Source organism: Acinetobacter sp. 3657 (assembly GCF_031456775.1).
GTDB lineage: Bacteria > Pseudomonadota > Gammaproteobacteria > Pseudomonadales > Moraxellaceae > Acinetobacter.
On sequence record NZ_JAVDVH010000013.1, the window covers coordinates 1 to 15,375 of the forward strand.

Sequence of the window (15,375 nt, forward strand, 5' to 3'; positions counted from 1 at the left end):
GATGCCTTGGGATTACTTACGATTGGGGATAATGATCTCGTTGATGGTGGAGGCAATAAAATCCCAAATGGTATTAACTCATTAAGTGGATATATTAAAACAGCAGCAACGACTGGACATGTGATGACGACACCAAGTACATTTGGTAAAGCCAGTGACCAAATTTTAAAGGGATTAGTACAGGCAGAAATAGCACTTTGCGCTGAGGGATGTGGTCAAGAACCATACAATGGATTTGTGAGTTTACCCAATCATTCCAATACCACGGGTCTAAGTATTCCATCTTTAAGAGCAGACTTTGCAGTGCCAGCAGCAGTGATTAGTGGTCAGCGTATGAAATCCGCAACGATTCGCAATGTAAATACCACAAGAATTGATGATATTGTGGTTACAACAGGCTCAGGTCGTATTCAGTTGGGGTTAAATACTCCAGTTAAGGTAGCATGTGTGTTGGGTGCATGTGTAGCATCCGTTTCTGAGCTATATATTCAAATGAATACAAGAATTCAAAATTTAAGTGCCAATATTACATTTGAGGAAAACTTAGGATATCTACATAACCTACCGATTAGTGGCGGTGGTTTTTATTTAGGCCTACAAAGACAAGCACTAAAATGGCCTGGAGCAGAGGATTTAGATATCGCTCAGCCTGGATGGTGGATGTCGTTTCAAAATCCAGTTGAATTGGGTTACTTAGAAGCACCAGCAGGAAAGACCGTAGACATTAGTTCAGTCTACCCACAGGTTGCGAATTCAATTGCCGCCTTTTTGAGTCGTGGTGAGAATGCAACAATGGTTAACAGTGTTGAGGGTCTTACAGCATTATTTAACGGTGGAATAAATAAGACGATACCTAATATTGACCTTGCTGGACGAACAGCATTTGTTAATTTGCAAGATGTACCATTAGGCAATGTGCAAAATGTCACATCAAACTGCTATGGAACTTTGAAGTTTTGTTAAATTAAAGCTTTACCAAGCGCATTATGATTTAATCGAATTTAATGCGCTTGAGAACTTTGTTGTACAACGATTAAAAAGAAAAAATTTATAGATTATTCACTTGATTTCAACGGTATCTTGTACTCAAATCATCTCACATTAATCTAATGGAATGCATTTGAGTTTCAACTAAACTTTTGACACGATCATCTTCTCCATATTGCCGATCCACAAATTTCATTGTTCTCAATACTTTATTGCACTTTAGTGTATATATTTATTTTTGTTGATAAAATCAAAGCATATACTTATTGATTCTCAATCACTAAATTTGTTAATAGTTGAGAAGGAATTGAAGCATTAATTAGTGGAGGATTACAAAGATAACATTAAATATTAACCTTGCTGCACGAACAGTACATGCTCATCTTGCTAAATGTCAGATCAAACCACTATGGAACTTTGAAGTTCTATTAACAAATAATAGATATTAAATGCTATTTTGGTGGAATCTAAATCTGTCATTATTTTTGAGATCTTAAAATTAGCGCTGGATAAAATAGCATTTTTACGAGCGTATCTTGCTTTGCAAATTTGCGTGTTAAAAAATCATAATGGTTGTTATGAATTATTAAAAGTTTGTTATCATTTAGACGCTTTATTAAAAAAATGACTCATAGTTAGTGACTCTTTGCAGGGATAGCAATGTTAAATTTACGTGGAATGAAAAGAGTTTGTATCGTAGGTGGTGGCACAGCTGGTTGGTTTGCTGCATTAAGGCTAAGACAAATTTTTAGCGAATCAGTTGAAGTTGTTGTTATTTCTGCTCCTGAAATTCCTATTGTAGGTGTTGGAGAGGGCGGGGTGATCAATCTTCTCGATCTATTGCATAAATTACAAATCGATCTCCCAGCCTTTATCCAACATACAGGTTCGACGTTAAAACTTGGTTTCCGTTATGAACAATGGAACACAGGGAAAAAGGATGATAATTTCTATCATCTATTTGCTGATACTTCTTCCAAAGAAATGTGGGAAGATAATGGTTTTTATCCTTTTTTATCTTTACTATTAAACAATCAGATTGATATTAATTGTTATATGAAGGCCTTAGAGCTTTCAGAACGTCGAGCTGATACTGGAGAAGTGTTACGATTATTAATGGCAGGAGACAGTAATTTTGCTGCCTCTTTGCACTTTGATACTTTTAGAGTTGGTAAGTATCTTAAAAGTATAGCTTTATCTAGAGGGATTACACATATTGAAGAAAAGGTGCAAGACTTTAATTTGCATCCAGAAACAGGGCATGTAAGCTCAATCCAGTTAGCTGAGCGTGAAGTTGATTGTAATTTTGTGATCGATGCTTCTGGTTTTTCAAGAATCTTAATAGGGAAAAAATATAATATAAAATGGAAATCTTTTTCTGACTCGTTAATTATGAATCGTGCTTTACCATTTCATCTCCCACATGAGGGGGAAATCGAATTAGTAACGCGAGCAACAGCATTAAGTTCGGGATGGGTATGGCAAATACCTTTACAAGAAAGAATAGGTGCAGGCTATGTTTTTAATGATCAATTTTTATCTGATGATCAAGCCTTGGGTGAAGTTGAAAGTTGGTTAGGTAAAGAAATAAATCCTGCAAATATAATTAAATTTGAGGCGGGATACTTTGAAAAAGTTTGGGTAAATAATGTAGTCGCAATAGGTCTTGCTTCTGGTTTTGTAGAGCCATTAGAAGCTACGTCTATTGGACAAATGATTACACAGCTAGAAACCCTTGCGAATTTTATTGTGCATAGTCATGGCGTGATATCAAAGCAAACTATCGATTATTTTAATCACCAAAACGGTCAGTATTGGAATGGTTTGGGGGATTTCATTCGTATGCATTATGATACGGATAGAGCAGATACACCATTTTGGAAAAATATGAAGCAGGTGCCCATGTCATCTGCTTATCAGGAATTAAGAGAATGTTGGCAACACCGTACACCACGTCTTATTGATTTTTCCAGCTATAGTATGAGTGGTACTCTAATGTTCGGTGTACCAAACTGGCTTGCTGTAGGCGTCGGGGTTGGGTTAATTAAACCGGAAGTGACAGCGGCAGAATTAGTTACACTCCCAGATGATAAAAAACAAACATTAGCAAAAAATTTACACGAATTAAAGGTGAAATCAGATAGTAAGTGATCTGGCTGTCGGGGAAAAGTTGAGATTCTTAAAATCTATGCTATTCTGATGGTCAGTTTCTAAACACTTGTCTTAAGGATTAGGGCAATGCAAAAAAATAAAAAGATTGGATGTGTATCATTGTTGTTATGCAGTCCTTTTGCAATGGCAATGCAACCAATGGATGATGAAAGCCTTGCTTTAACAACAGGGCAAGATGGCATCACAGTTGGTGTTAAATTAGATCAGGTCGAATTCAAACAAACAGCTTTTATTGATAGTGACGGTTTATCTTATACAGGATATAACTCGCCAACGCATACAAATAAAGCTGGTTTAGTTTTGGCTGGTAATAACACGACAGGTTCTACAGTTGGAGTCCAATTTTTAAGGTCTGGATCAACCTCACCAACTTTTAATTTAGTCATGGATACTGATGCTGGTACACCTGCATCGGGTGGTGCTTTTGCAAATATTGCCTTTAGTTTTGGTGCTGATGTCTCAGGTCTTCGTATTTTACCATTCTCTGTGTATATGGCTGGCGCAAACTCACTATCAACAGCTAGTGGTACGACATATACTGCAAACTCTATTTTCAGTACGGGTACTACAGCCAAAGCCGGTGTTAAAGAGTTGTTAAGAGCAGGAACGATAGATGTTGCTTTTGCAGCGAATAAACCGACTATGAATATACAACTTGGTGCATCGCCTCAAGGGCATATGATCATGTTTGGCGGCGCTATAGATTCGATCTGTGGGGTTGGGAATGGTTGTAATATTATGCTGGTTTCTGATTATTTAACGTCAGGGGATCCAAGTACAGCGCCTGTAGGTGCAAGTTTTAATTTCCAATTTAAAGGTCATACTCACACTGTTCGAAATACAAGTGGAGTGATCATCAGCCAAACTTATACACCGTTTTCTCTAAATGGGTTTTATGCTGGTGTTGAATCTGGTGGTCTAGTTTTTGGGAATGATGGAATCTCAAGTCAGTTTGATCTTGGACTGAATAATATTCTATTGGGTACTGCGGGTGCTGCGAGTGGTGGTACTAATCCCCCAGTGTTTAATCACTTATCTAATGGCTCTATGGGGAACGTTGGTATAGTTGGTGCTTCAGTAACAAATCTAAAAATGAATATTAAGGGTATGTAAGTTTGGTTCTATGCGATATAAAAAGGATAGTTTTATAAAAGACTATCCTTTTTATTTGTGGCATGAAGCGCATCAACAATCAGCTCAAGTTGTTTCATTCGCTTCACTTGCCCCCAAAGTTCCTGTGCTTCGGGATAGGCTTTGCTCATCATGCCTAACCATTGCTTATAACGCCCGATCATGCCAATTTCAGTTTTATATTGACCACTTAAAAAGCGTTGTTGCAGTTCAACTAAGTCCTGCCAAGAAAGAAGTGCGTGATCAAGGTCTTGACGAATACACAAGGTGATATCAGGTGTAGTGACAGCAGCACGACCAATCATGATGTCTTGACAGTGTGATTGTTGTAAGCAAGCTTTGGCATCAGCATTGTTCCAAATTTCACCATTGGCAATGACATTAATTTTTAAAGCTTCTGTAATCGGCTGAATTTTTTCCCAATAGGCTGGCGGGGTATAACCATCTGCTTTGGTTCGAGCATGTACGGTTAACCAACTCGCACCTGCATCTTCGATGGCATGAGCATTATCTAAAGTGTGGTTTTCATCTAGATAGCCCAAGCGCATCTTGGCTGAGACAGGAATGTGTGCAGGGACCGCATCTCGAACGGCTTTGACTAAGAGATGGACCGTCTCAGGTTCATCGAGTAGCACCGAGCCACCACGATGGCGGTTCACGGTTTTTGCAGGACAGCCAAAATTTAGATCAATCGCTGGTGCGCCTAGCTCGACCGCTTTTGCTGCATTGGCGGCGAGCATGTCTGGGTTATTCCCTAGAAACTGTACATGGACGGGTGTCCCTGCTGCTGTTTTACCATCATTTTTAAGTTCGGGACAGAAACTATAATAAATATGATCAGGGAGAATAGTATCAGTAATACGAATAAACTCAGTGACACACCAATCAAAACTGCCGACATGAGTGAGGACATCACGCATGATTGGATCAGTTAGACCTTCCATTGGGGCGAGCACAAGTTTCACGATGGTTACCTAGTAAAGCGAAAACAGCGTTATACGCATTTTAAGATTGGCTGTCTAGTCTTTATTAAAACCGTAAAATTAACGCCCTAAAAGCATTTCTAAAACAAACTTGCTACCGATAAAGCCAATGGCTAACAAAATGAAAGCAGTCACCGTAAAACGAATGGCTTTGAGTCCACGCCAACCAAATTTGTAACGACCGATCAGCAGCGCACCATATAAAAACCACGAGATAATACTAAATGCTGTTTTATGTGCGAGGTGTTGGGCAAAGAAATTATCAATGGTGAAAAAACCAAAGATTAGCGCAGCCGTCAATAAACCAAAACCTGTAATAATCAAATCAAAAAGTAATGATTCCATTACTTGGAATGGGGGGAGTAAATTGACCCAAATTCTTTTTTTCTGTTTCTTTTTGAGTTCTCGGTCTTGGAACCAAAGTAATACGGCTTGTATGGTCGCCATCAAGAGTACGGCATAGGCAGATAAAGACAGGATGATGTGTAGATCTAAGCCAAAGCTATGCAGTTCAATAAATTGATTTGGTTGGCTATAGGCATAACCCAAGATCAGACCAACCGCTGCGACAGGCGTACCTATCAGATTTAATGGCAAAATCGGACGAATCAGGCTCAGGATCAAACTCAGCGCCAGCATCAACCCCGAAGTAAAAGAAATGAGGTTAAATACATCATAATTTATCCCCATTGGTGTCATCATGTCTTGGTAGAGGACAGCACTGTGAAGTAGTACTCCTAAACCCACCATCAGACCATAACACCAAAGATTTGGTGTACGTTTTGACATTAGACGAATAAACAAATACCAAAACGAACTGGTATAAGCAATAAGTGCCAAAATTGTGTAAACCAAGGGGAGACTAATCATGTCAAACCTTTTTTAGGAGGATGAATAATATTCACCATTAAGATATAAATTCGCTGCGAACTACAGTATCCTATAGCATCTTATGCATAAATTTTCTATTTTAAGAAAGATTTTTTTGCAACTAGCCATTTTAAGCGGATTTCGCAATGTTTGATACCTTAACAGAACGACTCACACAGAGTTTAAGAAATGTTACTGGCTCAGGGCAGCTGACCGAAGACAATATTAAAGATACCTTACGTGAAGTACGTATGGCACTTCTTGAAGCCGATGTGGCGTTACCTGTAACACGTGAATTTATCGCGAAGGTAAAGGAAGAAGCGCTCGGTCAAGAAGTCATGACGCAGCTTTCTCCTGGTCAGGCATTTGTAAAAATTGTCTATGATGAACTCACCAAAATGATGGGTGAGGAAAATGCAACATTAGATTTAAGTGCAAAACCACCTGTCGTGGTATTGCTTGCTGGTTTGCAAGGTGCGGGTAAAACCACCACTGCAGCAAAATTAGCGCGCTTCTTAAAAGAACGTCAAAAGAAAAAAGTAATGACGGTTTCTGCCGATGTCTATCGTCCAGCGGCTATTAAACAGTTAGAAACTGTATCCAATGAAGTGGGTGTCGGTTTTATTCCGTCACATGCGTCTGAAAGACCAATTGATATTGTCAATCGTGCGATTGAACAAGCCAAAATTCAGTTCGCTGATGTACTGATTGTCGATACCGCTGGTCGTCTGCATGTCGATGAAGACATGATGGATGAGATTAAAGAGTTACATGCTGCGGTTAAGCCTACTGAGACTTTATTCGTTGTTGATGCGATGACGGGTCAGGATGCTGCCAATACAGCAAAAGCTTTCAATGACGCTTTGGCATTGACCGGTGTGATTCTCACCAAGACTGATGGTGATGCGCGTGGTGGTGCAGCACTTTCAGTACGTGCGATCACAGGCAAGCCAATCAAGTTCTTAGGTATCGGTGAAAAGCTCGATGCACTTGAGCCATTCCATCCTGATCGCGTTGCGCAACGTATCTTGGGTATGGGAGATGTCCTTTCTTTAGTCGAAGAAGTTGAACGTAAAATCGACAAAGAAAAAGCCGAAAAAATGGCGAAAAAATTGCAAAAGGGCGGAACCTTCAATTTTGAAGATATGCTGATGCAATTTGAACAAATGAGCAAAATGGGCGGCATGATGGGCTTCTTGGACAAGTTGCCTGGCATGAGCAATTCTGGCATTCAAGATGCGATCGAAAAAGCGAATCCAGAAAAGCAAGTCAAGCGCATGGAAGCCATCATTCAATCAATGACCATTAAAGAACGCCGTAATCCTGATCTTATGAATCCGAGTCGTAAGAAACGTATTGCAGCAGGTTGTGGGATGGATGTGGCTGAAGTCAATAAGCTGATCAAGCAACAAACCCAAATGGCGAAAATGATGAAGAAGTTTGCCAATCCATCGGGTATGAGCAAAATGTTGAAATCGTTTGGCAATATGCAAAAACAATTTGGCGGTGGTGGTGGCGGTATGGGACCATTATTTGGAAATAATGATTCCAAGAAATAACCGAGCTACATCTGGAAAAAAGGCGCAATCTGCGCCTTTTTTTATTGAGTTTGAATGGCTATGATCTGTATAAAATTGATACAAAATATCAATATCTAATCAAAGATTAAAAGAAGAAAATTAGCTTTAAATCTATGTTTTATATTGAAAATAGTGTTAACTATGTCTCATAATTTAGTCAATACGATTTATATCACACATTGTGTGAATGCTGACCCTGAACAACATTGGTATCTATGGCTAGAACAACAGCTAAAACAAATGAGTGTCACCGTTGAACGCGTTTTTTTGGCAGATGCAAGTCATCCAGATAGCGAAATTTGGCACACATGTTTAGAGGCGCAGTTAAAAAAGTTAAATGAGCACAGTATTGTGGTTGCTCATGGGCTTTCCTGCGTGGCTGTTGCTCGGTTTCTTACAAAGAAGCTGCAACAAAAAACCATAAAAGCGGGGGTATTTATCGCACCTTTTCATGAGCCGTTATCACAGCATCCTGAGTTGGATCTATTTATTGGTCACTCATCTTTTGATAGTGGAATATTGAGGCAAAATATACAGCGTCGTGTGGTGTTATTTTCTAGCAATGACCCTATTGTACCTGTTCCATTTAGTTTTAAATTTTCACATATGCTAAATGCCCAATTGATCGAAGTGAATCAGGCTGGGCACTTTTGTGCAGAAGATGGTTATATTGAATTTTCACAATTATTACAGATCCTTCAAACTTTAGTGAAAGCTGAATTGAGCTGAACATAGGTTTTCAATCCTTTCAGCAATAAATCTGATTCAACTTGCGGTTGATAGTGATTCAAGAACTTGGCAAATAAATGTGCATCACCGCCTGTTAAGATCAGATTCTTCGGTGACTGCTGCATGATTTGCTCAATACTACTGATCAGCCCCAGTAAAATCCCATGATGAACTGCATCAACAGTATTATGACCGGGTTTTAAATTATCAAAGGCGGAATCAGGAATTTTAATGCCTTTGGTATTTTGAATAAGTGCATCGCGCTGCAGATATAAATTTGGCAGGATATAGCCACCTAAATGTTGTAAATCTCTCACGAGGTCAATTGTGAGCGCGGTGCCGCAACCGATGACACAAAAGCTTTCATTCGGCTTTGCCACTGCCAAGACTTGTAGCCAACGATCAATCCCGAGTTGGCTAGGGTCATCATAGCCACATGTTAAACCTGCATATTCGGCATGAACTTTAGCAAAAATGATCGGGATATTTAGAATATCGAGGATGATTTGGATACGCTGATTATTTTCAGTATCCAGCACTGAGGAAATACCCACCCGACTCAAATTTTGATAGCGGAAGTGCTGAATCAAACCTAATAATAAATCAGCAGGAGACTGTAGATGTAACTCGGCAGCGTGTTCAATCACCTGATCTTGTTCTGTGATCCAGTATTTTAAGCGGGTGTTACCAATATCGAGCCATAAGCTTTTCATAGGACGGTGATTTCCTCAAACGGACGCAAGTCGTAAACGACCTTGATAGAAGTGCTGTAGTTGATTCGTTTGGATCATGACCGCACCATCATTTGAAATCCCTTGAAAGATGCCCTGAACTTTGCCTTGAGCATGTTCAAATTCAACCTGTTGATTGAGCCAGATCGCGTGATGATTAAAGCGGTCTGCCAAATTATAACAACCATGTTCAAACCACCGAGAGGCTTGTTGAATCGCCGTGTACAACTCAGCGATCAAACTTAAGCGATCAATCTGCTCTAAACCTAGCATTTGCAAAGAGGTAATCGGTTGATCTGCACTTTCAATCGCTGGGGTATTTAAATTGATTCCTACACCCACAATGGCTTGATTAGCTGAGAGCGGCTCAACCAAAATCCCGCCCCATTTACCTTGTGGGCTATATAGATCATTTGGCCATTTAACTTGTAAGTTTAAATCTTGCAGGCTTGGCATCTGTAAAATATTCAGGGCAACTTCCAGTGCAAGGCGGCCATCTAATGCTGTTTTGCTTTGAATCAGTGTGCTTAAATAAACGTTGCCTTCAGGAGACACCCATTGTCGTTGGTGTTGACCACGGCCTTGTGTTTGTTGTGCACTGCATACCAATCCTGTTGTAATGCCTTTTTGCGCAATTTCACGCATATCATCATTGGTTGATGTCGTGGTCGTTTTGAGTAAAACCACTTCAGGATATTGATTTTTTGCGTTCAATAATTGCTGTAGCTGGCGGGTTGCGAAATCATCCATCGTTTTAAAAGTAGAGTGGTCATGTATTTATGGAGTTAATCATATATTTGTTGATTGGTGCAATCGCAGGATTTACTGCAGGCCTATTTGGCGTAGGCGGTGGTTTAATTATTGTACCAATTTTATATATTGTCTTTACTCAAATGAATTATGACCCGAATGTCATTATGCATATTGCGATTGGTACTTCCTTGGCAACGATCATTGTGACGTCGATCAGCTCAGTGATGGCACATCATCGACAAGGTGCGGTACTTTGGTCTGTATTTCGAAATTTGGCGCCAGGGTTGGTTCTAGGCTCATTTCTAGGTGCAGGGATAGCTGATCTGATGTCAGGACAACATTTGCAATTGGTGATCGGTGTATTTGCAATTTGGATGGCATATAAGATGTTCAAAGGGGCTTATGCTGTGGTCAATTCCAGTCGACATTTACCTTCAGCACCGGTCCAATTTGCTGCTGGTGGTGGTATCGGTGTTGCCTCGGCGATTTTTGGGATTGGTGGGGGAAGTTTAACCGTTCCATTTTTAAATCGATATGGCGTGGTGATGCAAAAAGCGGTTGCCACATCAGCAGCTTGTGGTTTGCCGATCGCAGCGGCAGGAGCAGTTGGCTTTATGTGGTTTGGCGCCAAAGAACAAATCAATGTGCCAAATACTATTGGCTATGTGCATATTTATGCTTTTCTCGGCATTAGTGTGATGAGCTTTATCACAGCAAAAGTAGGCGCAAAAGTGGCACATCGTTTATCACCTGCGATGCTGAAAAAATGTTTCGCTGGTTTATTGGTCACCGTGGGTTGTTATTTTGTCTATAAAGGACTGATGTAAGCTTGCGCGTTGAATGTTGAATAGATCTCCATCGCGGCAAGCATGTTTCGATGGTCATCGGGTTGAGATTGGTCTGCGGATTGCCCGATTTCAAATCAGACTTTTTAAAAGTGTTTTTATTCATTAAATTTTAATTTTATGTGATTTTAATCAATAAAAAATTGGTCATATTTTATCTTTCGGATGTGCGGTCAAATGCGATAAAAAAATGTAAATATCTGATATTAAAAATAGAAAATCTTGGGTTTTTATTAAAATTGAGTGCTTTAACCTAGTTTTTAGTGCGATTGGCTTAAAAAGCAATGAAATTGTCTGACAATGATATAGAATTTATACACTAAGATCAGTTAAAACAAAAAAGCACAACCAGTATCGGAAAATGCGTATAACAAAGATAGCGAGGGACTCATGAATCTCGAAGAGGCTGATAGTCTTTCTGAACAGATTGCAAAATATATTAGTGAACAAATCATTAGCGGTGAGCTGGTTGAGGGCGAACGTATTCAAGAATTACGCATCGCTAAAGAATTAGATGTTAGTCGTGGCTCTGTCCGTGAAGCGTTGTTATTACTTGAACGAACCTATTTGATCGAAATTTTTCCGCGTCGAGGGGCGATTGTTTCTGAAATGTCTGCTCAACAGGTCAAGGCATTATTTGATACCAATGTGATGGTACTTGGGCATATCGTGCAACGCATCAGTGAAACTTGGCGTGTCAATGAAGCAGAGCAATTACAAGCATTGTTGGACGAATTGGTTGAGTTTGTTCGTGCGGGGGATATTGAAAAATTTTATGATGCGATCTTTAAATATTTAGCAGAACAACACGATATGGTGGCCAATCCTTATTTGATGCAGTTTTATAAAGAACTGTTGCCATCGTTACGTCGTAGCTATTTTTTAACCTTAAACACCTCACGTCGTGAGTTACAAGAATCATTTACCCTGTTTAAATTGGTGATTGATGCTATTTTGATCCGAAAATCACAACAAGCTGCTTTATTTATGGAAGATTTTTGTCGACACTTGCGCAACCTTGTGTTGGAATCTCTGACACGTATGAAACAGATTGAATTGGCTTGGGCGAGACGCTCACGCCGCTAATTAGGGTTAAGATACGGCAGTATGCGTTTAAGCAGTTTAAAACTTTCCGGCTTTAAATCTTTTGCCGATAGTACCACCTTACATTTTAAGGCGAACCGTACGGCGGTTGTGGGGCCGAATGGTTGTGGAAAATCAAATGTCATAGATGCGATTCGCTGGGTTATGGGCGAGTCTAGCGCACGTCAGTTGCGTGGTGGCAGCATGCAGGATGTTATCTTTACAGGAACATCCAAACGTAAACCAGTGGGTGTGGCCAGTGTCGAACTTCGGTTTGATAATACTTACGGTAAATTAGGCGGCGCATACAATGCTTATAATGAACTTGCTGTACGTCGCCAAGTCACCCGTGAAGGCAAGTCTGAGTATTTTTTAAATGGCACACGCTGTCGTCGTCGGGATATTACCGATATCTTTTTAGGGACGGGTTTAGGGCCACGTTCTTATGCTGTCATTGAACAGGGCATGATCAACCGCCTTGTAGATGCCAAACCTGAAGAAATGCGGGTATTTATTGAAGAGGCGGCAGGGGTTTCTCGCTATCAAGCGCGTCGTCGTGAGACCCTACAGCATTTAGAACATACTGAGCAAAACCTTGCACGATTAGATGATATTGCGGCTGAGCTTAAATCACAGTTACGCACATTAAAACGGCAGTCTGAAGCTGCGATTCAATACAAAACTTTAGAAACTCAAATTCGAACTTTAAAAATAGAAATTCTGTCCTTTCAAGCCGATCAAAGTCATAAGTTACAGCAAGAATATACCTTGCAAATGACCGAGCTTGGAGAAAGCTTTAAATTGGTTCGTTCGGAGTCACATACGATTGAACATGATTTAGAGGCAACCAGTGCATTATTCCAACGCTTAATTCAGCAGTCCTCTCCGTTGCAACAAGAATGGCAACAGGCAGAAAAAAAACTGGCTGAATTGAAAATGACATTGGAACAAAAACAGGGGTTATTTCAGCAGAACAGCAGCATTTTAGCTCAGCTTGAACAACAAAAAGCACAAAGCAAAGAACGTTTGCAATTGTCTGAATTACAGGTTGAAACCTTAACAACTCAGTTTGATGAGCAAAACGAGGCTTTAATTGGACTTGAGCAACAAACTCAATCCTCAGAGCAAAATTTAAGCGATCTACAGGCTCAGCATAAGCAAGCACAGCAGCAGTTTGAACAGTTAAAAAGCCAAGTAGACAAGCAACAGCAGCAAAAGTTGCAAATGGCTGCTCAAATCGAGCAGCTTACAAAAAATGTGTCGCGCATAGAGCAACAGAAACAAACCTTGCAAACGCAAACGAGTCAAATTCGTGCTCAAGTACAGCAGGATGAGCAGGCACAACTTCAACGACACCAGCAGCAGTTACAGCAAGAGATTGTTGCGTTAGAAACAGCCATTGAACAGCTACAGCAAAGCGTGCAGACCCAGCAAGACCAGCAACAGTTGAGTAAGACTGATTTACAGACGCTCAAGACCGATATTCAGGTTTTATTGGCTGAGCAAAAGAATTTAAATCAGTTAGTGGCTAAGCAAAGCCCAAAGCAGCATCAAGATGCAGTGCGATTGATGCAAAACTTGCGTTTGACCGCTCAAGGTAAAGCCTATGCTGCCATCATTGAGAAGTTTTTAGCTAAGTGGTTGCAAGCATATTTGTTGGATGATGAGCAGTCTTTCCAAGAAGGTGTGGCGCGTCAGTTAAGAAATCCCTCCCAACCTCCCTTTATCAAAGGGAGGAGTTCCTCTCTTTTCCAAAGAGGGGTTAGGGGAGATTTGCAATATCTATCAGACTGGATCGAATCACCACAATCTTCTTTATGGGCGAATGTCGCTGTGGCTGAAAAATTAGCGTTAGCATTGGATCATCAAAAGGATTTAAACCTAGCCCAGTCAATTTTAACTCTTGATGGTTATCATGTTGGGGCAGATTGGGTCATTGGCTTACTTTATGATGAAGATAGCCAAACTGCACAGGGCTTGCTGAGTCATCAAGTACGTTTAGAGGAAATTGAGCAGCAACTTGCTGAGAATCAGCCACAGTTATCTGCTTTGGAACATCAATTTTCTCAACAACAACAAGTTTTGCAGCAACAGCAACAGGCTTTGCAACAACAGCAGCAAAGTCTGAAGCAAAAGCAAAAAGAACTGCAACAACTGGATATCGAGATTGCCAAGTTACAAAGCACTGCACAAGCCTTTGTATTGCAGCAACAGCAATTGGCAGATCAGTTCAAACAGCTGGATGTGCAGCTTGAAGAAGATGCGATGCAGCGTGATGACTTGGAGATTGATTTACACGCTTTGGCGATCAAACTAGAAGCCGTCCTGCCGAACTACAAGACTTTGCAGTTTCAAGTCGAAAATTTAACTGAACAGTTGGATGAACAGCAGCAGCATTTAACCCAACAACAGCAACAACGTGAACATTTACGCCGTCAAACCGCTCAAGCCAAACAGCAAATTGAGTTATTAGAGAAAGATATTTCGTTCTTAAAAACACAATACCGACAAATCATTGAGCAGATTGAACAAGCGAAGAAGTTTGTTGATCCGATTCAGCTTGAGCTACCAAATCTTGAGTCACAGTTTCAAGAGCAATTGCAGCAAACGGAAAAACTGCAAAAAACATGGAATGAATGGCAGCTTGAATTGAATCAAGTGCAAGAGAAACAACAACAGCTCACTGAACAACGTCATTTGGCACAGCAAAAAGATGAGCAGGTACGTGAGCAACTCGAACAGAAACGTTTGGCTTGGCAGGCTGCTAAATCAGATCGCGAGCATTATTTAGAACAGCTTAAAGCGCTCAATTCTGAACCATTGTCCGATGTGTTGATTGAAATCAAAGACCATCAGCAGAAATTGGAAAAAGCCCAGCAACAATTTGAAAAGATTGGAGCAGTCAACTTGGCTGCATCGCAAGAATATGAAGAAGTTTCACAGCGCTTTGATGAGCTGAGCCATCAAATGCAAGATTTACAAAATACTGTGACTCAACTGAAAGATGCGATGAAAAGTATTGATCAGGAAACACGTAAGTTGTTTATGAGTACATTTGATCAGGTCAATCAAGAGTTGCAGTTATTATTTCCGAAGGTGTTTGGCGGTGGTGAAGCAACTTTAAGTCTTGAAGATGATTGGCAGTCAGGTGTGAAATTGATGGCGCGTCCGCCGGGCAAACGCAACAGTTCTTTGGCGTTACTTTCAGGCGGCGAAAAGACCTTAACTGCAATGGCATTGGTATTTGCGATTTTTAGATTGAATCCTGCGCCGTTTTGCGTATTGGATGAAGTTGATGCGCCACTGGACGATGCGAACGTGCAACGTTATTGTAATTTGGTAAAAGAGCTTTCTGAACAGGTGCAATTCATTTACATTACACATAATAAATTGGCAATGACAATGGCAACAGATTTGTTAGGAGTGACCATGCCTGAGCCAGGTACATCAAAATTAGTGACTGTTGATTTAGAACAGGCAAAAGAATACGGGTTAGTTGCGGAGTCTTAGT

12 protein-coding genes are annotated in these 15,375 nt (G+C 40.3%); 8 read left to right on the forward strand and 4 right to left on the reverse strand.

Annotated features, from left to right (window positions below; genetic code table 11):
* The 3 genes from J2Y37_RS12870 to J2Y37_RS12880 form a co-directional block, all read left to right on the forward strand.
* On the forward strand, window positions 1-963 hold a 963-nt coding region (locus J2Y37_RS12870; protein WP_349033067.1), incomplete at its 5' end, for a hypothetical protein.
* A gap of 684 nt (window positions 964-1,647) precedes the next feature.
* Complete coding sequence (locus tag J2Y37_RS12875; RefSeq protein WP_349033068.1) at window positions 1,648-3,138, forward strand: tryptophan halogenase family protein; 1,491 nt, start codon at window positions 1,648-1,650, stop codon at window positions 3,136-3,138.
* Window positions 3,139-3,225: 87 nt separating this feature from the next.
* A complete protein-coding gene (locus tag J2Y37_RS12880) occupies window positions 3,226-4,272 on the forward strand; it encodes a DUF6160 family protein (protein ID WP_349033069.1) in 1,047 nt (348 codons plus the stop codon).
* A 32-nt stretch (window positions 4,273-4,304) separates the two neighbouring features.
* On the opposite strand, the gene J2Y37_RS12885 is transcribed toward J2Y37_RS12880, so the two are convergent.
* Together J2Y37_RS12885 and ccsA are read right to left on the reverse strand one after the other, a co-directional pair.
* The gene (locus tag J2Y37_RS12885) at window positions 4,305-5,255 is read right to left on the reverse strand and encodes a tRNA-dihydrouridine synthase (protein ID WP_349033070.1); all 951 of its coding nucleotides are present in this window, start codon (window positions 5,253-5,255) and stop codon (window positions 4,305-4,307) included.
* Between the two features lie 78 nt (window positions 5,256-5,333).
* Entirely contained in the window at window positions 5,334-6,143 is an 810-nt protein-coding gene (ccsA, locus tag J2Y37_RS12890) for a cytochrome c biogenesis protein CcsA (protein WP_004669908.1), read from the reverse strand.
* 146 nt (window positions 6,144-6,289) lie between these two features.
* Between ccsA and ffh the strand changes: the two genes are divergently transcribed.
* Both ffh and J2Y37_RS12900 read left to right on the forward strand, forming a co-directional pair.
* The gene (gene ffh / locus J2Y37_RS12895; RefSeq protein WP_004669909.1) at window positions 6,290-7,702 is read left to right on the forward strand and encodes a signal recognition particle protein; all 1,413 of its coding nucleotides are present in this window, start codon (window positions 6,290-6,292) and stop codon (window positions 7,700-7,702) included.
* Window positions 7,703-7,864: 162 nt separating this feature from the next.
* On the forward strand, window positions 7,865-8,452 hold the full coding sequence (locus J2Y37_RS12900) for an alpha/beta hydrolase (RefSeq protein WP_349033071.1): 588 nt from the start codon (window positions 7,865-7,867) through the stop codon (window positions 8,450-8,452).
* Here the strand turns inward: J2Y37_RS12900 and J2Y37_RS12905 are convergent.
* Window positions 8,422-9,165 (reverse strand): pantothenate kinase, encoded by a 744-nt coding sequence (locus tag J2Y37_RS12905; RefSeq protein WP_349033072.1) that lies wholly within the window; start codon window positions 9,163-9,165, stop codon window positions 8,422-8,424. The two genes, J2Y37_RS12900 and J2Y37_RS12905, sit on opposite strands and share 31 nt — an antisense overlap.
* A 15-nt stretch (window positions 9,166-9,180) precedes the next feature.
* A complete protein-coding gene (locus J2Y37_RS12910; RefSeq protein ID WP_349033073.1) occupies window positions 9,181-9,933 on the reverse strand; it encodes a biotin--[acetyl-CoA-carboxylase] ligase in 753 nt (250 codons plus the stop codon).
* A 29-nt stretch (window positions 9,934-9,962) separates the two neighbouring features.
* On the opposite strand from J2Y37_RS12910, the gene J2Y37_RS12915 reads away from it, so the two are divergent.
* The 3 genes from J2Y37_RS12915 to smc all read left to right on the forward strand — a co-directional run bounded on the left by J2Y37_RS12915 (window position 9,963) and on the right by smc (window position 15,374).
* Window positions 9,963-10,763 carry a sulfite exporter TauE/SafE family protein gene (locus J2Y37_RS12915; RefSeq protein WP_349033074.1) on the forward strand — a complete coding sequence of 267 codons (801 nt, stop codon included), beginning with the start codon at window positions 9,963-9,965 and terminating at the stop codon, window positions 10,761-10,763.
* A gap of 408 nt (window positions 10,764-11,171) precedes the next feature.
* Window positions 11,172-11,867 carry a GntR family transcriptional regulator gene (locus J2Y37_RS12920; RefSeq protein ID WP_004669914.1) on the forward strand — a complete coding sequence of 232 codons (696 nt, stop codon included), beginning with the start codon at window positions 11,172-11,174 and terminating at the stop codon, window positions 11,865-11,867.
* Between the two features lie 21 nt (window positions 11,868-11,888).
* A complete protein-coding gene (smc, locus tag J2Y37_RS12925; RefSeq protein WP_349033075.1) occupies window positions 11,889-15,374 on the forward strand; it encodes a chromosome segregation protein SMC in 3,486 nt (1,161 codons plus the stop codon).
* The last annotated feature ends 1 nt before the right edge of the window (window position 15,375 follow it).